Origin of the sequence: Rhodopseudomonas sp. B29, assembly GCF_000333455.1 — a bacterium.
GTDB lineage: Bacteria > Pseudomonadota > Alphaproteobacteria > Rhizobiales > Xanthobacteraceae > Rhodopseudomonas.
In genome coordinates this window covers 1-26,937 of record NZ_BADD01000229.1, presented here as the reverse complement: position 1 = coordinate 26,937, position 26,937 = coordinate 1, and the positions used below count along the sequence as shown (strand labels likewise).

General features: G+C 65.5%; 30 protein-coding genes and 1 pseudogene. 16 read left to right on the top strand and 15 right to left on the bottom strand.

What is annotated here, in order from left to right; translation table 11 throughout:
• Together I5M_RS08165 and I5M_RS08160 are read right to left on the bottom strand one after the other, a co-directional pair.
• On the bottom strand, window positions 1-473 hold a 473-nt coding region (locus tag I5M_RS08165; RefSeq protein ID WP_022720952.1), incomplete at its 3' end, for a peptidase U32 family protein.
• A complete protein-coding gene (locus I5M_RS08160; protein ID WP_022720951.1) occupies window positions 464-1,021 on the bottom strand; it encodes an SCP2 domain-containing protein in 558 nt (185 codons plus the stop codon). The genes I5M_RS08160 and I5M_RS08165, both read right to left, overlap by 10 nt.
• A 115-nt stretch (window positions 1,022-1,136) precedes the next feature.
• Between I5M_RS08160 and I5M_RS08155 the strand changes: the two genes are divergently transcribed.
• A complete protein-coding gene (locus I5M_RS08155; protein ID WP_022720950.1) occupies window positions 1,137-2,675 on the top strand; it encodes a UbiD family decarboxylase in 1,539 nt (512 codons plus the stop codon).
• Window positions 2,672-3,273 (top strand): annotated as a pseudogene (locus I5M_RS29360) (UbiX family flavin prenyltransferase). Before I5M_RS08155 ends, I5M_RS29360 begins: the two are co-directional and overlap by 4 nt.
• A gap of 200 nt (window positions 3,274-3,473) precedes the next feature.
• Here I5M_RS29360 and I5M_RS08145 read toward each other — a convergent pair.
• On the bottom strand, window positions 3,474-3,965 hold the full coding sequence (locus tag I5M_RS08145; RefSeq protein WP_244431954.1) for a hypothetical protein: 492 nt from the start codon (window positions 3,963-3,965) through the stop codon (window positions 3,474-3,476).
• A gap of 172 nt (window positions 3,966-4,137) precedes the next feature.
• On the opposite strand from I5M_RS08145, the gene I5M_RS08140 reads away from it, so the two are divergent.
• On the top strand, window positions 4,138-4,713 hold the full coding sequence (locus I5M_RS08140) for a DUF2975 domain-containing protein (protein ID WP_022720948.1): 576 nt from the start codon (window positions 4,138-4,140) through the stop codon (window positions 4,711-4,713).
• Window positions 4,714-4,716: 3 nt separating this feature from the next.
• Window positions 4,717-4,962: a helix-turn-helix transcriptional regulator gene (locus I5M_RS08135; protein WP_022720947.1), complete on the top strand. Its 246-nt coding sequence runs from the start codon at window positions 4,717-4,719 to the stop codon at window positions 4,960-4,962.
• 40 nt (window positions 4,963-5,002) lie between these two features.
• Here I5M_RS08135 and I5M_RS08130 read toward each other — a convergent pair whose 3' ends face one another.
• The 4 genes from I5M_RS08130 to I5M_RS08115 all read right to left on the bottom strand — a co-directional run bounded on the left by I5M_RS08130 (window position 5,003) and on the right by I5M_RS08115 (window position 7,633).
• A complete protein-coding gene (locus tag I5M_RS08130) occupies window positions 5,003-5,200 on the bottom strand; it encodes a hypothetical protein (protein WP_022720946.1) in 198 nt (65 codons plus the stop codon).
• A gap of 105 nt (window positions 5,201-5,305) precedes the next feature.
• The gene (locus I5M_RS08125) at window positions 5,306-5,494 is read right to left on the bottom strand and encodes a hypothetical protein (RefSeq protein ID WP_031335861.1); all 189 of its coding nucleotides are present in this window, start codon (window positions 5,492-5,494) and stop codon (window positions 5,306-5,308) included.
• Window positions 5,495-5,716: 222 nt separating this feature from the next.
• Complete coding sequence (locus I5M_RS08120) at window positions 5,717-6,760, bottom strand: cyclopropane-fatty-acyl-phospholipid synthase family protein (RefSeq protein WP_022720944.1); 1,044 nt, start codon at window positions 6,758-6,760, stop codon at window positions 5,717-5,719.
• A 63-nt stretch (window positions 6,761-6,823) separates the two neighbouring features.
• Window positions 6,824-7,633 carry a DUF1295 domain-containing protein gene (locus I5M_RS08115; protein ID WP_022720943.1) on the bottom strand — a complete coding sequence of 270 codons (810 nt, stop codon included), beginning with the start codon at window positions 7,631-7,633 and terminating at the stop codon, window positions 6,824-6,826.
• A 179-nt stretch (window positions 7,634-7,812) separates the two neighbouring features.
• Here I5M_RS08115 and I5M_RS08110 point away from each other — a divergent pair, with 179 nt between their 5' ends.
• The 5 genes from I5M_RS08110 (at window position 7,813) to I5M_RS31270 (ending at window position 11,169) form a co-directional block, all read left to right on the top strand.
• Window positions 7,813-8,811: a hypothetical protein gene (locus I5M_RS08110; RefSeq protein ID WP_031335858.1), complete on the top strand. Its 999-nt coding sequence runs from the start codon at window positions 7,813-7,815 to the stop codon at window positions 8,809-8,811.
• Window positions 8,812-9,028: 217 nt separating this feature from the next.
• A complete protein-coding gene (locus I5M_RS08105; RefSeq protein ID WP_022720941.1) occupies window positions 9,029-10,054 on the top strand; it encodes a peptidoglycan -binding protein in 1,026 nt (341 codons plus the stop codon).
• A 113-nt stretch (window positions 10,055-10,167) separates the two neighbouring features.
• Window positions 10,168-10,614: a GNAT family N-acetyltransferase gene (locus tag I5M_RS08100; RefSeq protein WP_022720940.1), complete on the top strand. Its 447-nt coding sequence runs from the start codon at window positions 10,168-10,170 to the stop codon at window positions 10,612-10,614.
• Window positions 10,615-10,651: 37 nt separating this feature from the next.
• On the top strand, window positions 10,652-10,879 hold the full coding sequence (locus tag I5M_RS08095; protein WP_022720939.1) for a hypothetical protein: 228 nt from the start codon (window positions 10,652-10,654) through the stop codon (window positions 10,877-10,879).
• Window positions 10,876-11,169, top strand: a complete 294-nt coding sequence (locus I5M_RS31270) for a type II toxin-antitoxin system RelE/ParE family toxin (protein WP_083909536.1) — start codon at window positions 10,876-10,878, stop codon at window positions 11,167-11,169. The genes I5M_RS08095 and I5M_RS31270 overlap by 4 nt, the downstream gene beginning before the upstream one ends.
• A 3-nt stretch (window positions 11,170-11,172) precedes the next feature.
• Here the strand turns inward: I5M_RS31270 and I5M_RS08090 are convergent, their stop codons facing one another.
• Complete coding sequence (locus tag I5M_RS08090) at window positions 11,173-13,083, bottom strand: ABC transporter transmembrane domain-containing protein (protein WP_022720938.1); 1,911 nt, start codon at window positions 13,081-13,083, stop codon at window positions 11,173-11,175.
• A 216-nt stretch (window positions 13,084-13,299) separates the two neighbouring features.
• Between I5M_RS08090 and rpmE the strand changes: the two genes are divergently transcribed.
• A complete protein-coding gene (gene rpmE, locus I5M_RS08085) occupies window positions 13,300-13,527 on the top strand; it encodes a 50S ribosomal protein L31 (RefSeq protein WP_022720937.1) in 228 nt (75 codons plus the stop codon).
• A gap of 102 nt (window positions 13,528-13,629) precedes the next feature.
• Here rpmE and I5M_RS08080 read toward each other — a convergent pair whose 3' ends face one another.
• Window positions 13,630-14,142, bottom strand: coding sequence for a DUF1465 family protein (locus I5M_RS08080; protein WP_031335856.1), 513 nt, complete (start codon window positions 14,140-14,142; stop codon window positions 13,630-13,632).
• A gap of 432 nt (window positions 14,143-14,574) precedes the next feature.
• Entirely contained in the window at window positions 14,575-14,766 is a 192-nt protein-coding gene (locus I5M_RS08075; RefSeq protein WP_022720935.1) for a DUF1192 domain-containing protein, read from the bottom strand.
• 92 nt (window positions 14,767-14,858) lie between these two features.
• Here I5M_RS08075 and I5M_RS08070 point away from each other — a divergent pair, with 92 nt between their 5' ends.
• The gene (locus tag I5M_RS08070) at window positions 14,859-15,857 is read left to right on the top strand and encodes an NAD(P)H-quinone oxidoreductase (protein ID WP_022720934.1); all 999 of its coding nucleotides are present in this window, start codon (window positions 14,859-14,861) and stop codon (window positions 15,855-15,857) included.
• Window positions 15,858-15,969: 112 nt separating this feature from the next.
• The gene (locus tag I5M_RS08065; protein WP_022720933.1) at window positions 15,970-18,849 is read left to right on the top strand and encodes an EAL domain-containing protein; all 2,880 of its coding nucleotides are present in this window, start codon (window positions 15,970-15,972) and stop codon (window positions 18,847-18,849) included.
• Between the two features lie 342 nt (window positions 18,850-19,191).
• Here the strand turns inward: I5M_RS08065 and I5M_RS08060 are convergent, their stop codons facing one another.
• Window positions 19,192-19,797, bottom strand: a complete 606-nt coding sequence (locus tag I5M_RS08060) for a YqgE/AlgH family protein (RefSeq protein WP_051048686.1) — start codon at window positions 19,795-19,797, stop codon at window positions 19,192-19,194.
• A 295-nt stretch (window positions 19,798-20,092) separates the two neighbouring features.
• Here I5M_RS08060 and I5M_RS08055 point away from each other — a divergent pair, with 295 nt between their 5' ends.
• A complete protein-coding gene (locus tag I5M_RS08055; RefSeq protein WP_022720931.1) occupies window positions 20,093-20,923 on the top strand; it encodes a protein-disulfide reductase DsbD domain-containing protein in 831 nt (276 codons plus the stop codon).
• On the opposite strand, the gene I5M_RS08050 is transcribed toward I5M_RS08055, so the two are convergent.
• A complete protein-coding gene (locus tag I5M_RS08050) occupies window positions 20,910-21,857 on the bottom strand; it encodes a LysR family transcriptional regulator (protein ID WP_022720930.1) in 948 nt (315 codons plus the stop codon). The genes I5M_RS08055 and I5M_RS08050 overlap by 14 nt on opposite strands.
• A gap of 133 nt (window positions 21,858-21,990) precedes the next feature.
• On the opposite strand from I5M_RS08050, the gene I5M_RS08045 reads away from it, so the two are divergent.
• Window positions 21,991-22,689 (top strand): pirin family protein, encoded by a 699-nt coding sequence (locus I5M_RS08045; RefSeq protein ID WP_022720929.1) that lies wholly within the window; start codon window positions 21,991-21,993, stop codon window positions 22,687-22,689.
• 199 nt (window positions 22,690-22,888) lie between these two features.
• The gene (wrbA, locus tag I5M_RS08040; protein ID WP_022720928.1) at window positions 22,889-23,488 is read left to right on the top strand and encodes an NAD(P)H:quinone oxidoreductase; all 600 of its coding nucleotides are present in this window, start codon (window positions 22,889-22,891) and stop codon (window positions 23,486-23,488) included.
• A gap of 51 nt (window positions 23,489-23,539) precedes the next feature.
• Here the strand turns inward: wrbA and I5M_RS08035 are convergent, their stop codons facing one another.
• The 3 genes from I5M_RS08035 to styA form a co-directional block, all read right to left on the bottom strand.
• On the bottom strand, window positions 23,540-24,028 hold the full coding sequence (locus I5M_RS08035; protein ID WP_022720927.1) for a flavin reductase family protein: 489 nt from the start codon (window positions 24,026-24,028) through the stop codon (window positions 23,540-23,542).
• A 1-nt stretch (window position 24,029) separates the two neighbouring features.
• Entirely contained in the window at window positions 24,030-24,329 is a 300-nt protein-coding gene (locus I5M_RS08030; protein ID WP_031335851.1) for an EthD family reductase, read from the bottom strand.
• 140 nt (window positions 24,330-24,469) lie between these two features.
• Complete coding sequence (styA, locus tag I5M_RS08025) at window positions 24,470-25,720, bottom strand: styrene monooxygenase subunit StyA (protein ID WP_022720925.1); 1,251 nt, start codon at window positions 25,718-25,720, stop codon at window positions 24,470-24,472.
• Window positions 25,721-25,828: 108 nt separating this feature from the next.
• Here styA and I5M_RS08020 point away from each other — a divergent pair, with 108 nt between their 5' ends.
• Window positions 25,829-26,743: a LysR family transcriptional regulator gene (locus I5M_RS08020; RefSeq protein WP_022720924.1), complete on the top strand. Its 915-nt coding sequence runs from the start codon at window positions 25,829-25,831 to the stop codon at window positions 26,741-26,743.
• Window positions 26,744-26,937: the final 194 nt, after the last annotated feature.

Below are 26,937 nucleotides of genomic sequence, written 5' to 3'. Positions count from 1 at the left end.
GCATCGACTTCGCGGGTGATCGCGGCGATTTCCTGGACGCTGAGCACGCGCGGCAGCACGACGCGCTTGGCGCCGAAGCAGTCGATGTAAAATCGGATCGAGTCCGGATTGGCGGCGGCGGCCTGCACCGAGACGTGCAGGCGTTGATCCGGATGCGTCTTGGCGCAGTAATCCATGATGCCGACGTCGGCGAGGATGACCGCATCGGCCTCGGCATCGACCGCATCATCGACGGCACGGCGCCACAGCTCGACATTGCCGGCGCGTGCGAAGGTGTTGATCGCCACCAGCACCTTGGTGCCGTAGCGATGCGCGTGCGCGATCGACTCTTTCATTTCCTGGCGGCTGAAATTCAGCCCCGGAAAGTTGCGCGCATTGGTCTCGTCGTTGAAGCCGCAATACACAGCATCGGCGCCGGCCGCGACCGCGTCGTGCAGCGCCGCGGGGGTGCCCGCCGGACAGATCAGTTCCATGTGTTGCCTCCGACTGCGACGCCCGAGTCGTCGCGGGTGCGAGACTCGGCGCCGACGATGCCGCGCAGGATGCGCTCGATCGGCGCCGCCAGCGGGCCGAACCAGGCCACCGACTCGTGCAGGAAATCGACGCGGGAGTCGTCGATCGCGTTGCGCAGCGCCACCACGGCTTCCATGTCGCCGTCTATTTCGATGTCGCGCGAGAAGAACAGCGCGTCGCCGTCGTAGGAGCCGTCGGTCATCCCGATCAGCGCCGACAGTGTGCCGGCGATGCGCGCATCGATGTTGGCAGGCAGAGTTCGCACCACCGTGACACGCGGATTCATCCGCCGCGGCTCGAGCACGAAAGCGATCGGCAAATCGGTCGGCGCCAGGCCGTAGCGCTTGGCGGTGTGCGGCCCGAGCCGATCGAAAATGCGTGGATGCCGGGCGCGGATTTCTCGCAGGCAGATGCCGAGCAGAATTTGCAGCGGCAGCAGCGGCAGCACCCGCGTCGCGAGCGCAAGCGGCACGGGCAGCCTCGACACGGGTGATTCAGATACCGGCATGGGCCACCTTGGTTGATGAAGTCCGCGTAGCCCGGCCCCGGCGGTACTTCTTTGCGCTTGATCAAAGACGACGCCCGCCACAGGTGCTGACCAGATATGTCCGTACGGAGACCACATGCTGAACCGCGTCAAACCGCCGTTTCCGGACCTGCGCGCGTTCAGCGCCTATCTGGAATCGCGCGGCCAGCTGCACCGCATCCGAAAGCCGGTTTCGGTGGTGCACGAGCTGACCGAAATCCATCGCCGCGTGCTCGGCGCCAACGGGCCGGCGCTGCTGATCGAAAATCCCGTCAAGGCCGACGGCACGCCGTCGGCGATGCCGATGCTGGTCAATCTGTTCGGCACGGTCGAGCGAGTGGCATGGGGCCTCGGCATCGTGCCGGAAAACCTGTCGCGGCTCGGCGAAGCGCTCGCCGAGATGCGCGAACCGGCGCCGCCGCAAAGCCTCACCGACGCGCTGAGCAAGCTGCCGATGGCCAAGGCGGCGCTGGCGATGCGGCCACGCATCGCCAAGACCGCGCCGGTGCAGGAAATCGTGCTCACCGGCGACGCTGTCGATCTCGGCGCCCTGCCGATCCAGATCCCGTGGCCGGGCGAGCCGGCGCCGCTGATCACTTGGCCGCTGGTATTCACCAAGCCGCCGCCCGGGACCAACGGCAACGACAATGTCGGCGTCTATCGTATCCAGGTGCTCGGCAAGGACCGCGTCATCATGCGCTGGCTGGCACATCGCGGCGGCGCCAAGCACCATCATCAATGGAAGGCGCAGGGCCGCGAGATGCCGGTTGCGGTGGTGATCGGTGCCGATCCGGCGATGATCCTGTCCGCGGTGCTGCCGCTGCCCGAGACGGTATCGGAGATCAAGTTCGCCGGCCTCTTGGGCGGGGAGCGGCCGAACCTGATGCCGTGCGCCACCATCCCGCTGCACGTGCCGGCCGACGCCGAGATCGTGCTCGAAGGCTTCGTGTCACCGACCGAGACCGCGCCGGAAGGCCCCTATGGCGACCATACCGGCTACTACAACGCGGTCGACGATTTCCCGGTGATGCGCATCACCGCGATCACCATGCGGCGGCATCCGATCTATCTGTCGACCTTCACGGGCCGGCCGCCCGACGAGCCGTCGCGGCTCGGCGAAGCCTTCAACGACGTGTTCCTGCCGGTGGCGCGGCGGCAGTTTCCCGAGATCGTCGATCTGTGGCTGCCGCCGGAAGCGTGCTCGTACCGGATCGCGGTCGCTTCGATCAAGAAGCGCTATCCGGGCCAGGCGCGACGACTGATGATGGGGTTGTGGTCGATGCTGCCGCAGTTCAGCTACACCAAGCTGCTGATCATCGTCGACGATGACGTCAACGTCCGTGACTGGGCCGATGTGATGTGGGCGGTGTCGACGCGCGCCGACACCTCGCGCGACATGATGCCGATCAGTGATACGCCGATCGATTATCTGGACTTCGCCTCGCCGAAATCCGGCCTCGGCGGCAAATTGGGCATCGACGCCACCAACAAGATCGGCACCGAGACCGAGCGCGAATGGGGCACGGTGCTGAAGATGGATCAGGACGTGGTGGCGCGGGTGGACGCGATGTGGTCGAGCCTCGGGCTCGATCCGTCGCTCGGCCATGCGCAGAACCTGCGCAGGCACATCCGATGACGACGCCGCTACGCGTCGTGGTCGGCATCAGCGGCGCCTCGGGCGCAGCTGTCGGCGTGCGCATCGTCGAACTGCTCGCCACTACCGGCTGCGAAGTGCATCTCGTGGTCTCCAAGGCGGCGGAGCGCACCATCGCTCACGAAGTCGGTCCTCGGGCGCTGGAATACGTCACCGACCTCGCCGACTATCGCCACGCGCTTGAAGATATCGGCGCCAGCATCGCCTCGGGCTCGTTCCGCACCGCAGGCATGATCGTGGCGCCGTGCTCGTTGAAAACGCTGTCGGCGATCGCCGCGGGCATTCTCGAACATTTTTTGTTCCGCGCTGCCGACGTGCAGCTCAAGAGCGGCGGCAACTGGTGCTGCTGCTGCGCGAGACCCCGCTGCATCTCGGCCATTTCCGCTTGATGGCACAGGGGACGGAGATCGGCGCCATCGTGGCGCCGCTGTCGCCAGCGTTCTACCAACGCCCGGCAACGATCAGCGAGATGATCGACCACATGGCACTCCGCGCCATCGGCCTGCTCGGCATCGACGGCATCGAACTAGCCGCGCCGGAGTGGTCGGATGATACGCCACCGACCTGTCCGAAGAGCTGAGAAGCTCCTTCCATGCCCTGCTCCTTCTCCCCGCGCGCGGGGAGAAGGGTGGGATGAGGGGGCATTTCCATGCGGCCGAGCGCGGATGGCTATTCTATTTTCGGAACTAACAACCACTCAGCCTCGCGGAGGCGCCCCCTCACCCGCCGCGCATCTAACGATGCGCGTCGACCTCTCCCCGCGCGCGGGGAGAGGTGAGGTCAGGTGCACACCGGGATATGCTCCGGCGCGGCTTCTTTCGGCAGGTCTTTGCGCAGATCGACATCGCGGGTCAGCGGGAAGAAGTCGCCGGTCTTCTCCGTCTTCAGGTAGGTGGTGATCAGCGTCTCGGCCGGCAGCGCTCCGGTGCGGCAGGCTTCGGCACCGACGCCGAGCGTCAGCGAGCCGCGTTCGCCCTTGGCCTTGTGGGCGGCCAGTTCCTCGCGAATAGCGACCAGCCGCGATACATCCGCCGGCGCGATCCGGAAGACGTAAATCGCCGTGCCGCTCGTCACTTCGCCCGCCAGTGACAGCAGTTCGGCTGCCTCGTCGGCATCAGCCAGCACGAAAGCCTGTTCACGCCTGTCGGCACCGACGGCGATACTGATCCGCAGCGTGACGCGGCGCGGTCGCAGGCCCTGCGGCAACCGGACGGCGATGCGCAGAACAGCCGGATCAGTAGCCGACAGATCCGTGCGGGCGAGCTTGACCATCGAGGTCACCGGGACGGAGCTGCAGCCTGGCAGCGCGGCCAGCAACAGAGCCCCAGCGACAAGGAAAAGACATCGAAGCGAGACGGTACGAGGCATCACGGCACCTACCTTGACGATGATAAATTAACGTTCTACGATAATTCAATCGCGAAATAGATGATGGAGCTTTAGAATGCAAGCGGGTTCGTTGAGCGCCCCGGCCGGCTTGGCGGGGCCGGCAGCGGCGAAGCTCGTGCGGCTGTCGCGCGCCATGGAGTGGGTGACGACCATCGGCATCGTTCTAATCGTCGGACTGGTCGGCGCCGCCTTTGTCGTCCCGAGCTGGGCCCGCAATCTGCTGCTTGCCAGGCTCGGCGAGATCGGCGGACATCTGCCGCTCGATGCCGGTAATCAGGCAGTGGCAGCGATCATCATCGCGGTGCCGGTCGTGGTGATGCTGTGGGGGCTGCTCAACGTCCGCGCCCTGTTCGGCGAATTCGCGCGCGGCCGGGTGTTCACCGCGGCGGCGGCAAGCCATCTCAAGCGCTTCGGCATCGCCGTGCTGGCGCAGGGCGCGCTCGGCCCGCTCACCGCGACGGCTTTGGCCTTGGCGCTGTCGCTCGGCAACCCCGCCGGCAAGCGCCTTCTGGTGCTGACCTTCTCCAGCAACGACTACGTCTCGGTGATCGTCGGCGGCGTGCTGATCGCGGTCGCCGCGGTGATGCGCGAGGCGACGCGGATCGCGGACGAGAATGCGAGCTTCGTCTAAGCGATGCCGATCATCGTCAATCTCGACGTGATGCTGGCGCGGCGCAAGATGCGCTCGAAGGAGCTCGCCGAGCGCATCGGCATCACCGAGCAGAACGTTTCGCTGCTCAAATCCGGCAAGGTCAAGGGCATCCGCTTCGACACGCTGACGCGGATCTGTTCGGTGCTACAATGTCAGCCGGGCGACATTCTCGAATACGTCGCCGATGCAGCCGATGAAGCTCCGGACGAATCAAAAGGCCCGGGCTGATTGGCCCGGGCCTTTGTCGTCGATGAGCTTCGCGCCGCGATCAGGCGGCGGCGGTCTGCGAACCGTGGTGGTCGTGCGGCCGCCAGTCTTCGGCGCTGTCGTCCCAATAGTGGGCTTCGTCGAAGCGCTTCCACTGCGCCGTCTGGGCGACCGCTTCGCGGCCGCCGGCGATCAGAGCCACCACACCGATCAGTCCGACCAGTACGTAGATCGCCGCGATCAATGCAACAATCGTCAAGGCATCGTCCTCGCTGTTAGCATCCGCCCGTTGTCGCGAGCCTGGATGCGATGGTGAGAGAGTTGAGGCTCGGCCGGCACGACGCCGGCTCGAACAAAGGTCCATTCAGGACCAGGCCAACCAGCCGTAGCGCCGTGCAGCGGCCGGCTTGGTGGCGATCGGCGCCACCGGTTCGGGCTGCGGACGCGGCACGAACTGGTGCCAAAGGTCGTCCCAGATCAGATAGGCAATGAGCACCGGGCCCACCCCGCAGGCCATGAACAGCACCAGCGACCCGACTGAATCAAGATACACGATCACACCTCGTTGTGTTTCGTAGCGGGAGGTAAAATAGGGAAAGCCGCCGCGTCGGCATTGCGTCGGATCAATTTTACGGGGATGTGATCGGCCCGATTAGTTCGGGTAGTTAGTTGATCGTTAAGTGAAGCGATCCGCGCGGCGGAACCCACCACGGCCCGGCGTGCGACGGGCGCTCCGCACAACTCAGGAAGATTACGGAGAACGCGAGACCGCGACTCAGTGCCGCGCCGGAGCGGCAACCGGCTTCAATCTGTAGTGGCTGACACCCCACTCGTCGCCGTCCGCGTAGCCGAACAGGCCGGAGGTGGCGAGGAAGAACCAGCGCCAGCGCCGCATCCACAGCGCGGTGTCGTCGCCGTAGACCGGGCGCAGAATCTCTTCGATCGCATCGCAGTGCTCGTCGAAATTCGTCAGCCAATCCTCGGCCGTGCGCTGATAGTGCCGGCCGCTCCAGCGCCATTGCTCGTCGATCGTGAACAGATCCGCGTACTGCCGGATCAGCTTATGACTCGGCATCACGCCGCCGGTGAAGAAATGCTGAGCGATCCAGTCCTCGCGGTCGGCGCGATCGAACAGATAGGCGCCGGAGCGATGACTGAAGATGTGCATGAAGAACAAGCCACCGGGCTTGAGCCAGCCGCGGACCAGCGTCAGCAGCTTGCGCCAGTTCATCATATGCTCGAACATCTCCACCGAAACGACGCGGTCGAACTGCGCGTGCGGCTCGAACACGTTCATGTCGGCGGTGACGACGCGCAGATTGGTCAGATTACGTGCCGCCGCCTGTGCCTCGATATATTCGCGCTGCGACGCCGAGTTCGACACCGACAGGATCTGCGCATACGGATACTGCCGCGCCATCGCCAACGACAGCGAGCCCCAGCCGCAGCCCAGTTCGAGGACCGACTGGCCGTCGCGCAGGTCGGCGTGCTGCATGGTGATCTGCAGCGCGTCGTCCTCGGCCTGCGCCAGAGTCGTCTCGTCGGTTCGGTAGTAGCATGACGAGTATTTGCGGTTCGGCCCCAGCACCTGGGCGAAAAACTCCGCCGGCACTTCGTAGTGTTGGGTATTGGCCGCGTCGGTATGCTCGGCGATCGGCCGCGCGGCAAGCTCGCGCGCGAAGGCGGCGTCGGCCTGCTCGTTGCCTTGCGCCATCTTGGCGGCGGTGCGCGCGCACAGCGAGCGGATCGCCACACGGATCACCGCGTCCGGCAAGGGCAGCCGCTCGGCGGTGTCGATCAATGTCGAGACGAGACTCATGATAATGGAATTACTGACGCGATGCCGGGCGGCGCGCAAGACCGCCGTCGGCGATCGAGCTCACTACCGCCGCGGCGGCAGCGGGAAGAACGCGCTGGTCCTTGCCTGATAAGCCTTATAGCGCTCGCCGCGCGACTTCAGCATCTGCTCTTCCAGAGGCGGCACGCCGGTGACGTGGACCAGGATCCAGTACATGAAGATCGGCGCCAGCAGTGCCGCGTAGCCCCAGCCGTAGGACAGCGGGTCGGCGAACGGAATGGCGATCACCGGATAGGCCAGCCAGCAGAACCATTCGAAAAAGTAGTTGGGATGCCGCGACCAGCCCCACAGACCGGCGTCGCACACTTTGCCCTTGTTGGCCGGATCGGCGCGGAACGCCGTGAGCTGCGCGTCCGCCAGCCCCTCGCCGGCGATGCCCGCCGCCAGGATCGCCGCGCCGATGACGTCCTGCAGCCGCAGCCCGGCGACCGGCACATGCGCGGCGACGAAGATGGCGAACACCAAAGGGATGCTGCCGTAAGCCTGGTTCTGCAGAAACCAGAACATCTTCTTGCGCACATCCGCACCCCACTGCGCCGCATAGGCTGCGTAGCGCGGGTCGTCGGTGATGTGGCGGGTGCGCGCGGCGATGTGCGAGCCGAGCCGCACCGACCAGCCCGCCACCAGCACGGCGACCAGCCATTGCCGCGCCGGTGCGCCGCCGTCGATCGGCCACAGCGCCGAGGCGGCGCCGGTGAGCCCCAGCGAGAACGTCCAGATGGTGTCGACCCAGCCGGAATTGCCGGTTCTCTGCTGCACCACCCAGGCGCCCGCCATCAGCACCGACAGCGCCAGCGCGATGCCGACCAGACCCAGCAAAAACGAAACCGTCATCGAACCACCATCGAAGTTCAACCGCCAGTACCGAATATACGCGCGGCAACCGCAGACGTTTCGGCCGCAGGTTCCTGTAGGCACGATGCGGAAAAGCTCAGCCGCGGCTTTTTTCCGCGGCGCACTGTGCCATATTGGGTGAAAGCGCCGCTCCCGGCAAACCGGAGATCAAGAACGCGATGGCTGCAGGCCCCTCCCCTCGTCAGGCGATGGAGATCGAACTCAGCAAGCTGTCGTCACCGCGTATCTTTCTGGTGCGGATGCTGGTGTTTCTGGTGCTCGGCGCGCTGATCGTCGTGGTGCTGTACAAGCAGGTTGTGGCGGCGTTCCTCGCCAATCCCGGGCTCAACGCGCTGATCTGCGCGGTGCTGGCGATCGGCATCATCCTGGCCTTCCGCCAGGTCATCCGGCTGTATCCCGAGGTCGCCTGGGTCAACAACTTCCGCATCGCCGATCCCGGCCTCGCGCTCGAGCGCCGGCCGCGGCTGCTTGCGCCGATGGCCGCGATCCTCGGCGGCGAACGTAGTGGCCGCATTGCGATCTCGCCGCAGATCATGCGGCATCTGCTCGACTCGATCGCCACCCGGCTCGACGAAGCCCGCGACATCTCGCGCTACATGACGGGGCTCTTGGTCTTCCTCGGCCTGCTCGGCACGTTCTGGGGCCTGATCGAGACCGTCGGCTCGATCGGGGCGGTGATCGGCAATCTGAAGGTGACAGGCGATGCCGGCTCGCTGTTCGATACGCTGAAGGAAGGCCTCGCCGCGCCGCTCGGCGGCATGGGCATCTCGTTCTCGTCGTCGCTGTTCGGACTCGCCGGCTCGCTGATCCTCGGGTTTCTCGACCTGCAGTCCAGCCAAGCCCAGAACCGGTTCTACACCGACCTCGAAGACTGGCTGGCCTCGACGGTGCGCGGCTCTGGCCCGGATGGCGAAGCCGCAGGCTCGGCCGAGCTGCAGAACGCCCTCGAGCGGCTACGGCTCACGCTGGAAGACGGCGGCGCCAACCGCGCCACCACCACCGCGATGGCCAATCTGGCCGAAGCCATCCAGAGCCTCGTCGCCCACATGCGCGCCGAGCAGCAGATGATCCGCGAATGGGCCGACGCCCAGGGCGAACAGAACCGCGAGATCAAGGAACTGCTGACGGTACTGGTCAAGCAGCCGGAGAAGAGCTGATGGCGGTGCTCTCTCAGCGCGCACTGTCTAACCTCTCCCCGCGCGCGGGGAGAGGTCGACCGGCGAAGCGCAGCGAAGCCGGTCGGGTGAGGGGGCGTCTCCGCGCAGCCGAGAGCCAGTGCCCGGGTCGCCCCTCACCCCACCCCTCTCCCCGCAAGAGCGGGGCGAGGGAGCGCGCCGTGCAGATCGCTGCGCCTCGACTTACAGGAGCCCGCTGATGGCTCTGGCGCGCGGGCGGCGGCAGGAGGCCGGGTTCAATTACTGGCCGGGTTTTGTCGACGCGCTGTCGACGCTGATCCTCGGCATCGTGTTTCTGCTCACCGTGTTCCTGGTGGTGCAGTTCTTCCTGTCCCAGGAAGTCACCGGCAAGGACAAGGCGCTGCAGGAGCTCAACGCCCGCATTGCCCAGCTCAACGATCTGCTGTCACTGGAGAAGCTCGGCAAGCTCGATCTCGAAAGCCAGATCGGCCAGATGCGCGCCGGGCTGTCGGCGGCCGAAGCCGAGCGTGACCGCGTCAAAGGCCTGTACGATGGCCTTGCCGGCGCCGGCAATGATGCTGCCGGCCGCGCCGGCGAACTCGGTAAGGCGCTGGATTCGGAGAAGCAAATCTCGGCGCGGGCGCTGGCGCAGGTCGAGGTGCTGAACCAGCAGATCGCCGCGCTACGCCGCCAGCTTGCCGCGCTGGAAGACGCGCTCGACGCCTCGGAGAAGCGCGGCAAGGAATCGCAAAGCCGCATCGCCGACCTCGGCCAGCGCCTCAACGTCGCGCTGGCGCAGCGCGTCCAGGAGTTGTCGCGCTATCGCTCGGAGTTCTTCGGCCGCCTGCGCGAAATCCTCGGCGACCGGCCCGACATCCGCATCGTCGGCGACCGCTTCGTGTTTCAATCCGAAGTGTTCTTCGACACCGGCCAGGCCGTGCTGCTGCCAGAAGGCCGCGCCGAACTCGACAAGGTGGCGCAGGCGCTGCTTGAGATCGGCAAGAAGATCCCTGACGAAATTCCCTGGGTCATCCGTGTCGACGGCCACACCGACAAGCGGCCGATCACCGGCGCTTTCAAGTCGAACTGGGAGCTGTCGAGCGCCCGCGCCATCGCGGTGGTGCAATATCTGATCACGCTCGGCGTCCCGCCGCAGCGCCTGCTCGCCGCCGGCTTCGCCGAATTCCAGCCGCTCGACCCCGGCAACACCGAAGACGCCTACAAGCGCAACCGCCGGATAGAACTGAAGCTGACGGAGCGGTGAGGATGCCGGTCGCGCGGCGTCATGGCCGGGCTTGACCCGGCCATCCATCGCGAGAGACTCTTCCGAAAGATGATGGATGCCCGGATCAAGTCCGGGCATGACGATGTGCCTGGATGACCGCTTCCTTCACCCTCCGCCCCTACGCGCCCGCCGACGAAGACGCCGCCATCGACCTCTGGCTGCGCACCTGGCAGCTCGCTTATCCGGCGATCGACTTCACCAAGCGCGTCGACTGGTGGCGCGAGCGCTGGCGCGATGAGCTGGTGCCGCAGACGTCGATCGTTGTCGCCGAGCAGGACGGCGCGCTGACCGGCTTCGTGACCATCGACGGCACCGGCTATCTCGATCAGCTCGTCGTCGGCCCCGAGCAATGGGGCACCGGCCTGGCGCAAGCCCTGGTCGACGAGGCCAAGCGCCTATCGCCGCGAGAAGTCACCCTCAAGGTCAACGCCGACAACCACCGCGCCATCAAATTCTACGACCGCAGCGGCTTCGAGGTAACCGGCGAGGAAGTGAACAGCTCTGGGAGGCCGGTGCTGAACATGCGCTGGCGGCCGTGACCTTCCGAAGCCAATCGGAAGAGGCTATATTGCTGTCATGACAGCATTGCTCGACCAGGCTTTGGAAGCCGCTCGCAATCTGCCTGCCGAAACGCAGGACGACATCGCGCGCGTGGTGCTGCAACTTGCCGGCAGCGATGACGCAATCATCGCGCTGTCGGACGAAGAGCGCACGGCAATCGCTCGCTCCAAAGCCGCAGCCGCGCAGGGCGACTTCGCCACCGACGACGAAGTCCGCGCGATCTGGGCCAAGCACGGGCTGTGAGGCTGCGTTATACCAGCCCGGCGCTCACCGATCTGGCTTCCATTCTCGACTATGTTGCAGAACATTCGCCACAAGGTGCGCGGCGTGTACAGGTGCGCATTCGAGCTGTGACAACACTACTACAAAAACATCCACGTATTGGGGCACGAACAGACGACCCCACGATCCGCCGCGCTCTGACGACGCCCTACCCGTACTCGATTTTCTACGAGGTCGGCGTGGACGAGATCATTATCCACGCAGTGCGGCATGCAGCTCGTGATGACGACGAGCCATCGCGCAGCAAGTAACGCCTACGCCGCCTCGAACTGCAGCTTCGCCAGCCTTGCGTACAGCCCCCCGCGGGCGACGAGTTGGGCGTGGGTGCCTTGTTCGACGATGCGGCCGTTGTCCATCACCACGATGCGGTCGCAGGACAGGACAGTGGCGAGGCGGTGGGCGATCACCAGAGTGGTGCGCGAGCGCATCGCCTGTTGCAGTGCGGTCTGCACCAGGACTTCGCTCTCGGCGTCGAGCGCCGAGGTGGCTTCGTCGAGCAGCAGCAGCGGCGCGTCCCGCAGGATGGCGCGGGCGATGGCGATGCGCTGGCGCTGGCCGCCGGACAGCGTGACGCCGCGCTCGCCGAGCTTGGTATCGAACCGCTGAGGCAGTCGAGTGATGAACTCGGTGGCGTGCGCCTGCTGGGCAGCACGCTCGACATCGGCGTCGCCGGCATCGTCGCGGCCGAAGCGGATGTTGTCGCGCGCCGTGGCGGCGAAGATCACCGAATCCTGCGGCACCAATGCCATGCGTTCGCGCAGCTCGCGCGGATCTACAGCGGCGACCGGCACGCCGTCGAACGAGATCGTGCCCGCCTTCGGATCGTAGAAGCGCAGCAGCAGGTGGAATAGCGTCGACTTGCCGGCGCCCGACGGGCCGACGATCGCGACCTTCTCGCCCGCCTTGATCGACAGCGACAGATTGTTCAGCGCGAGGTGATCGGGGCGGCCGGGGTAGACGAAGGAGACGTTGTCGAACGTCACCTCGCCGCGCACCGGCACCGGCAGCGCCTTGGGCGCAACGGGTGCGGCGATGTCCGGCTTGACCCGCAGGATCTCGAACAGCCGCTCGGCGGCGCCTGAGGCGGCCGAGACTTCGCCCCAGACTTCGCTGAGCTGGCCGAGGCTCGAGGCCGCGAAGGCGGCGTAGAGGATGAACTGGCCGAGCCGGCCCGGCGTCATCGCGCCGCTGGCGACGTCGTGCGAGCCGACCCACAGGATCGCCACCACGCTGGCGAACACGATGAAGATGATGATGGCGGTGAGCAGCGCGCGCGCCTGCGTCGACGAGCGCGCGGCCTCGTAGGAGCATTCGACCTCGGCACCGAAGCGCGCATTGGCGACCCGCTCGTTGGTGTAGGCCTGCACGGTGCGCATCGCGCCGACGAGTTCAGAGGCGAAGGCCGACGCATCGGCCAGCGTATCTTGCGCGTTGCGCGACAGCCTGCGCACCCAGCGGCCGAACGCCACCAGCGGAATCACGATCAGCGGGATCGCCGCCAGCACGAAGCCGGAGAGGCGAGGACTCGACACCACCATCATGCCGATGGCGCCGACGAACAGCAGCATGTTGCGCAGCGCGATCGACACCGAGGCGCCGACCGCCGATTTGATCTGCGTCGTATCGGCGGTCAGCCGCGAGATCAGTTCGCCCGAACGCGCGGTGTCGAAGAACGACGGCGACAATGCGGTGAGATGCGCGAACACGTCGCGGCGGACATCGGCAACGATGCGCTCGCCGATGGTCATCACCAGATAGTAACGCGCCGCGCTGGCTACCGCGAGCACCGCGACGACGCCGAGCATGACGCTGAAATACGAATTGATCAGTTCGATGCCTTCGGCGCTGAAACCGAAATCGATCAGCCGGCGCACCGCCATCGGCACCACCAGCGTCGTCACCGCCGCAACGACGAGCGCGATGGTGGCGAGTGCGGCACGACCGCGATAGCGGCCCACATAGGGGGCCAGCGCCAGCAGCGGTTTGAGACGGCTGCGCTTGACGACAGCCTCGACCTCTTCGACGTCGCCCGGGCCGGCGTCGGCGCGGAGCGTGCCGGTGCGCGGACCGACGTTCTCGGTCGCCGCGATCGCGTCCAGCGACAGCGCAATGGCCGAGGCCTGGGAGGCTTGAGAGTCGGTGGTCTGCCGCTTGTCGGATGTCATCGGAACTGCCGGTTGATCGTCGATGTCACTTAGAAAGCTTCCAGCGCGTCCCCAATAGGACGGTGGGCTGCGACTGGCAAATCCGGGACAATGCGGTATCGGGATGGGCGGAGAAGCAGAAGACCTTGTTTCCCAGGGCCGGCTGCGATATAGAGCCGCCAACTTCGCCCCGACATTTCCGCGACGCATGGCGCTCTCGCGCGCACAGGATCAGCTATGAAGGCCGAAATTCACCCGAATTATCATACCATTACCGTCGTGATGACGGATGGCACCGAGTATCAGACCCGCTCCACCTGGGGCAAGGAAGGCGACAAGCTGAACCTCGACATCGACCCGAAGTCGCATCCGGCCTGGACCGGTGGCACTCAGCAGGTGCTCGACCGCGGCGGCCGTGTGTCGCGCTTCCAGAAGAAGTTCTCGGGCTTCCTCAAGAAAGATTGATCGGCGCGCGCCCGCGGCGCTGCCCGTCAGAAACAAAAACGCCCCGGCCAGACCGGGGCGTTTTTCGTTTATGGACTTGATCTTGAGAGCTTATGCGACGGCTCAGCGCTCGAAGGCGGCTTTGAGCATGTTGAGCTGCGGCACCAGCGGATTGCCGATCGAGGCACGTTCGGCCGGCGGGGTATGCAGCGTCGAGTCGAGGCGGCGGACGCGCGACTGCAAGCTCATCGAGCGCGCAATCAGCGCCTGAAGCTGCTCAGGCAGTTTCTCCAGTATGTCGGCAGCGCCGGGATCGGCGGCGGTGAGCTTGACCTTGCTCTTTTCGCGATTGGCCTGGACCAGCGTCATCTCGCCTTCCTTGACGGCACGATGCAACAACAGCCAGGAGGCCAGTTGCATCAGTCGCGTGGTCAGTCGCATGCTCTCGGTCGCGTAGGTGAGGCTGACGGCGCGATCCAGCGTCTTGGCTTCGGCGCGACCGGCACCATCGAGATAAGCGGCCGTTTCTTCGACGAGGTCCATGCCCTCGCGAAACAGAGCGCCGAACGCGGCCGAATTCGTCAGCCGCTCGCTGAGCACCACAAGGGCGGTGTCGCCCTGCGCCACATCCGACATCATCACACGCCTCACGCTACCGGTTACGCCGCCGGTCTGTCGGGATCGTCTGTCGCGATCGCGGGCCGGCTTATGATGAATAAATCATTACGCGGCCAAGCCGGCGAGTCCAGCGGACACGCGCGCAAAGGTTAACGCGGCCTGCGCGATGATTCCGGCGGGCGGTGACCAAACTATGACGGGGATACGACCAGACAAAAAAGAGCCGCCGTTGCCGGCGGCTTTAAAGTTGATAACAGGGAGGCGTCAAAACAGAGTGGACAGGAGCCACTCGGTCCAAAGATGGACATCCACAGTAATAAGCCGGAAAGCTTAATTACGCGTAAATGAGCGATGTTATTGACGTTTGATTGAGCAATCCGCGCGGCAGCAAAGCGGCTCGCGGCGCTGTCCCGACTTGGTACAACGCACGTCTCGGCCAGCGGCGAAATATCAAGCCTTGAAGATCCGATCAGCCGCCGCGCGGGTGGCGCGCTTCATGGTCACGGCCGTTTCCAGCCGGGTAATCTCGGTGCGCATCAGCGCGATACGCTGATCGAGCTCTTCGACGGACAGCAGCGACAGGTCCTGCCCGATCTCGTGGCTGATCTTCTTGTTCGGCTGGTCGTCGTCCTCGATCGCCATCGTCCCCTCGCCGCGGTTGCCAGCCGAGCCCCGGCTGTCTAATCACTGGGGTCCCTCAATACACCTGCCGTATCGCCAGCCAAGGACAAATCATGGAACCCGTGCCCTCGCAAATGACCGTGGTGGCGATCAGCAAACCGGGCGGACCGGAGGTGTTGCTGCCCGAGACCCGCGCCGTGCCGAAGCCCGGTCCTGGCGAGATCCTGGTCAAGGTCGCGGCGGCCGGCGTCAACCGTCCCGATGTGGCACAACGCTCCGGCAGCTACCCGCCGCCGCCCGGCGCCAGCGATCTGCCGGGCCTCGAAATCGCCGGTGAAGTGGTCGCGGTCGGCGAAGGTGCGACGCGGCACAAAGTCGGCGACAAGGTGATGTCGCTGGTCGCCGGCGGAGGCTACGCCGAATATTGCATCGCCCAAGACGGCCAGGCCATGAAGGTGCCGGCGGCTTATTCGATGAATGAAGCCGGCGCTACGCCCGAAACATTGATGACGGTGTGGCATAACGTGTTCGAACGCGGCGGCCTGAAGAGCGGCGAGACGCTGCTGGTGCATGGCGGCTCGTCCGGCATCGGCACCATGGCGATCCAGCTCGCGGTCGCACTCGGCGCCCAGGTGATCACCACCGTCGGCTCGCAGGACAAGGCCGAAGCCTGCCTCAAGCTCGGCGCGATCCGCGCCATCAACTACAAGACCGAGGACTTCGTCGCGGCCACCAAGGAAGCCACCGGTGGCAAGGGTGCCGACGTCATCCTCGACATGGTCGGCGGCGACTATATCGAGCGCAACTACGAGGCTGCCGCGATGGACGGCCGCATCGTCCAGATCGCCTTCCTGGGCGGCGCCAAGACGAACATCAACTTCACCAAGCTGATGATCAAGCGTCTGCACCACACCGGGTCGACGCTGCGGCCGCGCAGCAATGCCGACAAGGCCGCGATGGTGGCGGCGATCGAAGCCAAAGTGATGCCGCTCTTGAACGAAGGACGTATCAAGCCGCTGATCGACGGCACCTTCCCGCTCAAGGACGCCGCGGAGGCGCACCGGCGGATGGAGACCAGCCAACATATTGGCAAAATTGTGTTGACGGCCTGAGTCACGGGCCCGTTGCAAAGTCTATGTTTTTCCGTCGTTTCATGTCATTGATCCGTCGTCCGGCAGGCGCGGGGGCGCCGCTGCTGGATCGTCGCGAACGCGGAGAACCAACTTGCGTCTGATCAGGGGCCTCGCGCTGCTCGCGCTGGGCGTGATGATGATCGCGGCTGGCCCGCAGGCTCACGCGCTGGACGCCGTCAGCGTCCGCAGCGATGCGCCGGCGATCGACCTCACCGGCGTGCTGGAGCATCTGCACAGCGACAACGACCGCGTCCAGATATCGACCGCGCCCGGCAATGACGGCATCGTCCGCCGCGTCGAAGTGCGCGCCCGCGAAGGCGGCCAGAACTGGGTGGTGTTCGCGCTCGCCAACAACACCGACGATCAGCTCGACCGCCTGATCGTCGCGCCGCATTATCGCATGGTCGGCTCCGGCCTGTTCTGGCCCGACCTCGGCCTGTCCCGCATCGCCACGATCACGCCCTCGACCGGCGACCGACCCGAGCGGCAGGATTCCGCGACCGCCGACATCTTCCGCGTCACGCTCGACCCCGGCTCGGTCATCACCTTCGTGGCCGAACTACGCACCGACAAGCTGCCGCAGCTCTATTTGTGGGAGCCCGAGGCCTACAAGGACAAGGTCAACTCCTTCACCTTGTACCAGGGCATCGTGATCGGCATCTCGGGCCTGCTGGCGCTGGTGCTGACGATCCTGTTCGTCGTCAAGGGCAGCATCATGTTTCCGGCCGCCGCCGCGCTGGCCTGGGCGGTGCTGGTCTATATCGGCATCGACTTCGGCTTCTGGGGCAAGGTGCTGGACATGTCGTCGGGCGCCGAGCGGGTGTGGCGCGCGTCGGGCGAAGCCATCCTGGCGGCGACGCTCTTGGTATTCCTGTTCGCCTATCTCAATCTCAGTCGCTGGCACGTCCGCTACTCGCACATCACGCTCGGCTGGCTCGCCTTCCTCGGCTCGCTGGTAGCGCTGGCGCTGTTCGATCCAGCGGTCGCGTCGGGCATCGCCCGGATGTCGCTGGTGCTGATCGCCTTCGCCGGCTTCGGGTTGATCGTTTACTTGTCCACCCACGGCTTCGACCGCGCGGTGCTGCTGATCCCGACCTGGTTCCTGCTTTTGGTCTGGGTGGTGGCGTCCGGCATGGCGGTCGGCGGCTATGTCACCAACGACATTGCCGGACCGGCCCTGCTCGGCGGTCTGGTGCTGATCGTGATGCTGATCGGCTTCACCGTGATGCAGCACGCCTTTGCGGGCAGCGGCGCTGCTGGGGGCGTGGTATCCGACGTCGAGCGCCGTGCACTGGCACTGATCGGCTCCGGCGATCTGATCTGGGACTGGGACGTTTCGGCCGACAAGGTGTTCACCAGCCCCGAGACGGAAGCGCTGCTCGGTCTCAAGCGCGGCGCGCTGGAAGGCTCGGCGGCGAGCTGGCTCGAGGTGCTGCATCCGCTCGATCAGGATCGCTTCCGCGCCGCGCTCGACAGCGTGCTCGATCAGCGCCGCGGACGGCTCAATCAGGACTTCCGGCTGCGTACGCCGGACGGCCACTTCATGTGGTTTTCGCTGAAGGCGCGCCCGGTGGTCGGCTCCGACGGCGAAGTCACCCGGGTGGTCGGCACGCTGACCGACGTCACCGAGATCAAGAACGCCGAAGAGCGCATGCTGCACGACAGCGTGCACGACAATCTCACCGGCCTGCCCAACCGCAAGCTGTTCATGGACCGGCTCGGTGCGGTGGCGAACTTCGCCAAGTCGATGCCGACGCTGCGCCCCACCCTGATGGTGATCGATCTCGACCGCTTCAAACAGGTCAACGATTCGGTCGGCATCGCGGTCGGTGACTCGATCCTGCTGACTCTCGCGCGGCGGCTGACCCGCATCCTCAAGCCGCAAGATACGCTGGCACGCATCGCCGGCGATCAGTTCGGTCTGATCCTGCTGTCGGAGCAGGACCCCACCAAAATCACCGCCTTCGCCGAGACCATCCGCAAGACCATCAAGGCGCCGATCGCCTTCAACAATCGCGAGATCTTCCTCACCGCATCGATCGGCCTCGCGCTCAGCGATCCGCAGACCCAGCTGTCCGACGAGATCATCAAGGACGCCGAACTGGCGATGTATCATTCGAAGCGGATCGGCGGCGACCGCATCGACGTCTACAAGCCGGCGATGCGGGCGCGAAAGTCGGACCGCCTGACGCTGGAATCCGAGCTGCGCCGCGCCATCGAGCGCCAGGAAATCACCATCCTGTATCAGCCGATCGTCCGGCTGGAGGATCGTTCGGTCGCCGGCTTCGAAGCGCTGGCGCGTTGGGATCATCCCAAGCTCGGCCGCATGTCGCCGATCGAATTCATCACCATCGCCGAAGAGATCGGCCTGATCGTCGAACTCGGCACCTTCGTGCTCGACCAGACCGCCAAACAGCTCGCGATCTGGCAGCGTGCGATGCGGGCGCGCGAGCCGATCTTCGCTTCAGTCAACGTCTCGTCGCGGCAGATCCTGCGCCACGATCTGATCAACGACGTCCGCACCGTGCTGGCACGCTCCTCCATCGCGCGCGGCACGCTGAAGCTCGAACTCACCGAGTCGCTGGTGATGGAGAATCCCGAACAAGCCGCGCAGATGCTGCAGCGGATCCGCGAACTCGGCTGCGGCCTGTCGCTGGACGATTTCGGCACCGGCCATTCGTCGCTGAGCTATCTGCAGCGCTTCCCGTTCGACACCATCAAGATCGACCAGTCGTTCGTCCGCACCACCAGCCGCGGCACCCGCCCGGTGATCCTCAAATCGATCATCGCGCTGGCGCACGACCTCGGTATGGACGTCGTCGCCGAAGGCGCCGAGACGGATTCGGATGCGGTGGAGCTGTATCAGCTCGGCTGCGAATACGCCCAGGGCTTCGCCTTCGGCGAACCGATGGACGCCGACGCCGCGATGCGTATGCTGGCCGAAGAGCAAAGGCTGGAAGCGGCGAGCTGAGGCGGATCACACTCGTAAATTGCGGAGCGTAGGGTGGGCAAAGGCGCGAAGCGCCGTGCCCACGACTTGTTCGCTTCGAAGACAGAGACGCCATCGTGGGCACGCTTCGCTTTGCCCACCCTACGAGCTGCTGGAAGCGGCGAGCTGAGGCCGGCTTCAGCCGACTCATGCAGATTGCAATATGCGGTAATTGCGACGAGCCACCGCGTCGCCACACCCAAAGCCGTCATCCCCCCGCGCATGCGGGGGATCCAGTACGGCGGTGAGTTCGTGACGAAGTAACACAGGCCCCGGCATACTGGGTTGCCCGCCTTCGCGGGCGATGACGCCGAGGCGTGGGGCTTAGGCGTGCCCAGCCTCGGCCGACAACATCCCCGGCTCAATGCCGAGCTTGCCCAACGCGCGGGTGTATTTGTCTTCGATGTCGTCGCCGAAGATCAGGTCGGCGTCGGCGTCGCAGTGCAGCCAGCCGTTGTCCTGGATTTCGTTCTCGAGCTGCCCGGGAGCCCAGCCGGCGTAGCCCAGCGCCAGGATGGCGTGCTTGGGGCCGGTGCCGCCGGCAATCGCCTTGAGAATATCGACTGTCGCAGTCAGACAAATGCCGTCATCGATCGGCAATGTGGCATCCTGAATGAAGAAGTCACTCGAGTGAAGCACGAAGCCGCGTCCGGTCTCGACCGGACCACCGCGGAGTACCTTCATCGATTCAGCCTGGTCCGGCAGTTTGATCTGTTCGGCGTCCTTGACGATGTCGAGTTGCACCAGCAGTTCGGGGAAATCGATGCTACCCGCCGGACGATTGACGATGATTCCCATGGCGCCTTCCGATGAATGCGCGCAGATGTAAATCACCGAACGCGCAAAGCGCTCGTCCTCCATCACCGGCATGGCGATCAGCAGCCGCCCGTCGAGATAGCCTTCGAGAAAATCTTGGCTTTGCCCGCCCATCTTCTTCGCCGCACCGGACGCCCGAGCGCCGGCGCGCTTCCTCGCCGGAGTTTTGCGCGCAGGAGGGTTGCCGATGTCGGACTTGCCGGCGCCGCTCTTGTCGCCGCCCGGCTTGCTCGCGCCGACCCCAGCTTTGGGCCGTTTGGATTCGGTCTCCATCAGGGGATCCTCGCGTTGCATCATCAGTCTGATATCGGGGGCCGATCCTGTCAATCAACCACCTGCCCCACACGCATTGGTCGCATCACGGGCAATTCAATGGTTTTGCCCCTTCAGCCATCGGTACATACGTCAGATGACCGCAAACGTTCCGACCCGCCTGGTCCTCGCCGCCCTGTTCGTCCTCACCATGCTGGGCGTCGCGCAGGCCGAGGACGCCTCCGCCTGGATCAGCGAGGATCACTCCTCCGTGCGCCTCCTTGCCGGATCGCGCAGCGGCGCGGTGCTGCTCGGCGGCATCGAAATGCAGCTCTCTCCCGGGTGGAAGACATATTGGCGCACCCCGGGAGATTCCGGGGTGCCGCCGCGGATCGATTTCAGCAAATCGGACAACATCGAAGCGGTGACCATCCTATGGCCGGCGCCGAGTGCGTTTCCCGATGGCGCCGGCGGAATTTCGATCGGCTACAAGAAACACGTGGTGCTGCCGCTGCGCATCGTGACGAAGAATCCCGACAAGCCGGTGACGCTGCGAGCCAGTATCGATTACGCCGTTTGCGACAATCTGTGCGTGCCGGTGCAGGCGCAGCCCGAATTGCCTTTCGTCAGCGTCGCCAGCACGCAGGACAGCGTGCTGTCCGCAGCGCTCGACAGCGTGCCGGTGCCGGCCAATGTCGGCGATCCCAATCCGGTGACGATCCGCGACGTCGAGCGCATCGGCGACAAGGACGTGCGCGTCGATGTCGTCGCACCCGAGAGCGCCAAGGTCGCGTTGTTTGTCGAGGGACCGACACCCGAATGGGCGCTCCCGGTGCCGACACAGGTCGAGGGCGCACCGCCCGGCATCAAGCGCTTCCGCTTCGCGCTCGACGGGCTGCCCTCCGGCGCCAATCCCGCCGGCGCGCTGCTGAAGTTCACGCTGGTCGGGCCCGACAAGGCCTACGAGTTCAACGTCAATCTGCAGTAGCATCGGGCGGGGGCGAATTGCGCCGCGCGTTGCGGCCTTTGCGCCCGAGACGCTGCGCCAGAAAGTCCGACAGCACCTCGACGCGCGCCGGCCGTGGCCCTCCAGGCGGCATCACCAGATGCACCGCGCTCTCGCGCTGGTGCCAGCCCGCTAGAATGACTTCGACCTCACCCGCCGCAATCGCGTCGCCGACGATGAACTCCGGCAGATCGGCGATCCCGAGACCCGCGATAGCCGCTGGTAGCAGCGCTTCGCCGTTGTTGACGCGAAGCGGCCCCGACGGGCGCACCACCGCCTGCTCGCCGGTGGCGTTGGTGTAGTGCCAGGTATTCGGCGTCGACAGATAGGCGTAGCCGAGACAGCGATGATCGGCGAGTTGCATCGGATGCGTCGGCCTTCCGTGGCGTTCGAGATAACTCCTGGCCGCCACCGTGTAGCGCGGCATCGCGCACAGCCGCCGCGCAACCAGCGAGGAATCCGGCAGCGTGGCGATACGCACGCCGGCGTCGAAGCCCTCGCCGATCAGGTCGACCATCGCGTCGGACAGATGCAGATCGACCGAGACTTCCGGATACATGGCGAGGAAGTCCGGCAGCAGCGGTGCGATCACCTTGACGCCGAAGGTCATCGGCACCGCGAGCCGCACCAGGCCGCGCGGCGCTGCCGATTGCGCCAACGCCTCGCTCTCGGCCGCCTCGCCATCGGCAAGGAGCTGCGCGGCGCGCTCGGCCAGCCGATGGCCGGCGTCGGTCAGCGCCAGCCGGCGCGAGGTTCGGTTGAACAACCGTGCGCCGAGCCGCGTTTCCAGCCGCGTCACGGCTTTCGAGACCGTCGCCTTGGACAGCGCCAATTCGGCCGCCGCCGCCGCAAAGGAGCGCAGCTCGACCACCTTGGCGAAGATCGCCAGCGCTTCGAAATCCGGCAGCCCGGCCATAATGCGCCTCCATGAGGATCAAATTTGGAAACAATGAGTTTCGATCATTTCTATTTATGCACTAAGCCGAAGGTCTTATCCAGTCTCCCAACACTTCACCGGCGCTTCGGCGCCACCTCAAAGGAGACGTCACATGATCGAACTCCGCCCTTTCAATAAGCTCGGCGGTGCCGACCACGGCTGGCTCAAGGCCCGCCACCACTTCTCGTTCGCCAGCTACTACGACCCCAACAACATGGGCCATGGCGCGCTGCGGGTCTGGAACGACGACGAGATCGCCCCGGACACCGGCTTCCCGCCGCATCCGCACCGCGACATGGAGATCATCACCTATGTGCGGGACGGCGCCATCACCCACGAGGACTCGATGGGCAATCGCGGCCGCACCGAAGCCGGCGACGTCCAGGTGATGAGCGCGGGCTCCGGCGTCCGCCACTCGGAGTACAATCTCGAGCCGCAAACGACCCGGATCTTCCAGATCTGGATCGAGCCGACGGGTTCGGGTGGTCAGCCGACCTGGGGATCGGAGCCGTTCCCGAAGTCGGATCGCTCCGGCAAGCTCGTCACCATCGCGTCAGGCATCAAGGGCGATAACGATGCGTTGCCGATCCGCGCCAACGCGCGGGTGCTGGCCACCACGCTGAAGGCCGGCGAGACCGCCGCCTACGACACCGACACGGCACGGCATCTTTACCTGGTGCCGGCGGTCGGCAGCGTCGAAGTCAACGGCGTCAAAGTCGACGCCCGCGACGGCGCCGCGATCAGCAACGAGGCCAAGCTGACCATCACCGCTCTCGAAGACGCCGAGGTCGTGCTGGTCGACGCGGCGTAACGCACGGCCGCCGCCACACCCACCACGTCATGCGCGGGCTCGACCCGCGCATCCATCTCCTTCGAAGAACTCTCTCGCGAAGAAGATGGATGGCCGGGCCTTCGCCGCGCCGAAGGGGGCTTCGGCCCCGCAGGCGGGTCAAGCCCGGCCATGACGACCTTTTTCCAAAATCACTCAACTAGCCAACAGGAGACTCATCATGGCTAAGGTTCTCGTCCTCTACTACTCGGCTTACGGTCACATCGAAACCATGGCGAACGCGGTCGCCGAGGGCGCGCGGTCGACCGGCGCGCAGGTCGACATCAAGCGCGTGCCCGAGTTGGTGCCGCCGGACGTCGCCAAGGCCTCGTACTACAAGCTCGACCAGGCCGCGCCGGTCGCCACCATCGACGACCTCGCCAATTACGACGCCATCATCGTCGGCACCGGCACCCGCTTCGGCCGCATGGCGTCACAGATGGCGAACTTCCTCGATCAGGCCGGCGGCCTGTGGGCGAAGGGCGCGCTGAACGGCAAGGTCGGCGCCGCCTTCACCTCGACCGCGACCCAGCACGGCGGCCAGGAGACCACGCTGTTCTCGATCATCACCAACCTGCTGCACTTCGGCATGGTGATCGTCGGCCTCAACTACGGCTTCGGCGGCCAGATGAAGCTCGACGAGGTCACCGGCGGCGCGCCCTATGGTGCCACCACGATTACGGGCGGCGACGGCTCGCGCCAGCCGAGCGAGAACGAACTCGCCGGCGCGCGCTATCAGGGCAAGGTCGTCGCCGAGACCGCGATCAAGCTGCACGGCTGAGCCAGTTGCGATGGACTGCGCGGCGTCATCGGCGCCGCGCGGCCGCGTGACTCAATCCACTAGCGCCGGCGCACCCGCGCCGGCGTGATAGCGGCTGCCGAAGAACACCAGCGGCGCGCTGTCGCGATGATCGCAGGCGGTGACTTCGGCGATCAGCATAGCATGATCGCCGAGCTCGATCGGCCGCACGACGTTGCAGGCGAAGAACGCCAGGCAACCCGCTAGGCGCGGCAGGCCGTCGGTCCATTCATAGTGCAGATCGAGACCGGGATCGGGCTTTCCGGCGAAATGGCGCGACAGCGCCACCGCGGAGTCCGGCAGCACGTTGACGCCGTAGCGGCCGCTCGCGGCGATCGCGTCGCGCGTCCGCCCCGGCCGCGCCAGGAACAGCACGGTCGGCGGCGCCAGACCGACGGTGACGAAACTGTTTACCGTCATGCCGCAGATGTCGCCGGCCGCATCCAGCGCGGTGATCACCGTCACTCCGGTGGCGAAGCGCGACGCCGCCGCCCGGAACTGCGCCGGATCGACCGGCTTCATCTCAGCCCTCCACTGCGTAGTGCAGCAGCTGCGCGCCCTTGGGCGAGTAGTTCGGCACGTCGGAAGCGACCTTTCGCCCGATGTCCGACTGCAACGCCTGCCCCATCGCCTCAGCACTGTCGAACAGCGCCTGGAAGATGCAGAACGGCGCGTCACCCGGCCCGAGCGCTGCGGGGAAGCCGAACGAACATGAGCGCAACCCGGGCAATTGCTTGGCTAGCGGCACATGAGTTTTGACGTAGTAGCTCTTGAAGGCGGCAGGATCATCCGGCGTGGGGTACAGTACAGTCAGGCAATGCATACTTAGGCTCCTCGGCTTTGGCCGCGTATTCTCTCCCCTCGTCATGGCCGGGCTCGTCCCGGCCATCCACGCCTTACTTGCAGCGGACGCTGCAATTCGTGGATGCCCGGCACAAGGCCGGGCATGACGATGTATTTTCTTTACGCCGCCTGCGGCTGCGCAGCATGATCGGCGCTGGTGCGGTCGATCCAGGCCCGGATGCGCTGCGGAGTCGAGATGCGATCCCACTGCTTCTCCGGATAGTTGAAGTTCTCGGTAAATTCGTCGGCCAGCGCCTTGTTGTGGCCCATGGTGCCGAGCAACTCGCCCATCTCGGGCGATGGCGGCGCCAGCATCATGTTGGTCCAGCGCGACGCGGCGAGGACGCGGTCCTGCCGCTTCAGATCGACCTTCTCGCAGAAGCGAACGTCGAACACGTCGCTGCTCACGATCTCCTCGCCGAGCACGAAGGCCGCGTAGGACGCCATGTTGGCGCCCTGCCCCATCATCGGATCGACCACCGAATGCACGTCGCCGAGCGCGATCGCGCATTTGCCGCCGGGGAATTCGACCGTGGTCGAGCGCACCGTCGGCACCACGCCGCCTTGCAGCAGATCCTGCGGCTGGGCGAGATCGAACCGCGCCGGATCGATGCGGTCGTACGTGGTCGGGTGATGCTTCTCGAGCTTGGCGAGCAGCGTCTGCAGAAAGCGCGTGCGATCCTGCGCGTAGTTGAGCGTCGCCAGTTCTTCGAGATCGCCGCCCGGCACGTTCTCCATCAGCAGCGCCGTGGCGATGCCGTCGAACGTGACGGTCGGGATCACGATCATCTCGCCGTGGCCGGGCGACACCGACAGCGTGACGTTCATCGGCTCGGCGTTCTTTACGCCCTTGTACAGACCGACGCAGAGCCGGCGCTGCGGCTGCGCGAACGGCGTGAGATCGGGCCGGAACGGAAACAACTGGCCAAAGCCGCCTTTGCCGGTCGATACCACGAGCAGGTCGAAGCGATCGACCAGGCCGGCGATGTCGTCTTCCTCGATGCGGCGAAACTCGATATTGCCGCCGCGCCGCATGAACTCGTCCATCAGCACCGGCAGATAGAGGCGGTAGTCGACCGCGCGGCTCGGCTTGGAGAAGTCGCCGCGGAATTCCAGCGGCTCCGGAAAATTGAAGAAGTGATTGTGGTGCGTGTAGGACAGCTCCGGCTTCGACCACTGATCGATGCCGAGATAGGCCTCGCGCGCCAGCGTCACGTGATGATGCGCGACCGTGTTGATTAGTTGAGCGTCGCGATAGGCGTGCGGTTCGCGGTCGGTGATGACCGTCGCGTCGACGCCATGCTTGTTCAGATACAAAGCCAGATGCAAACCACCGACACCGGCCCCGATGATTCCGATTTCCCGTTTCACGTCAGCCTCCCTGGATCGTTTTGTTTTTTGTGCTGTGAGCCTAGGAGGCTGCTTGACGCTCGTCTAGGGAATGAACAGGATATGATCTGTTCCTAGCAGGAATGGATCATGGATCGGCTCGACTGTCTCCGAGCGTTCGTGAAGGTGATGGAAGGCGGCAGCTTCTCCAGCGCGGCGCGGGATCTCGGCCTCGGCCAGCCCGCCGTCAGCAAGCGCATCGCCGTGCTGGAGCGCGAATTCGGCACGCAGCTGTTCATGCGCAACACCCGGAAGCTGACGCCGACCCGGGAGGCGCACCGCATCTATGATCTGGCCCGGCAGGCGCTGAGCTGCATCGAGACCGCGCGCGCCAGCGTCGCCGAAGCCCCGGCCGGGCCGACCGGCACGCTGCGGCTCGGCGTGCCGACCTCGTTCGGGCGGCACTACATCATGCCGGTGATCGAGCAATATCTGCGCGCCTATCCGGACGTGAAGGTCGATGTCCGCTTCAGCGAGCGCAATGTCGATCTGGTCGAGGACGGCATCGAGCTGGCGCTGCGAATCGGACGGCTGGAATCGAGTTCACTGAAGGCGCGGCGCATCGGCACGGTGCGTCGCTTCCTGGTGGCGACGCCGACCTATCTGCGCCGGCACCCGCTGCCGCAACTGCCGGGCGACCTGAAGAACCTCAGCTGCATCGGCTACGCCCGGCTGTCCCCCGCCGGCCAATGGGCGTTCGAATCCGAGCTCGGCCGGCATGTGGTCGAGATCGCCGGATCGCTGGTGGTCGACGATGCGGACGCGATGAAGCAGGCGGTGCTGCAGCATCTCGGCGTCGCCATCCTGCCGGCATGGTGCGCCACGGAGGCGATCCGGCGCGGCGAGATGGAGGTGGTGCTGCCGGAATTCACCGTGCCGGCGCTGCCGCTGCACGCCGTCTATCCCGACACCCAATGGATGTCGCTGCGCGCCCGCTGCTTTCTCGATCTGGTGGTGGTGTCGGCCAACCTGCTGGCCGAGGATGCCGCCCGGCTGCCTGCCTGAGAGGCAGACCGGGAGCAAGGCCGAGAAACATGCAGGTGCATCTATCCTGCATGGCAGCCTTCCCACCGGAGGACTTCTTCCCAACCGACGTATGTCCCATTTGTGCAGCGCGATTGGGAGACACACGACGCCATGCTCGAAATGTATTTCATGCTTCAGATTGCCCGCAGCCCGCTTCAGGCGATGCCCGCCGC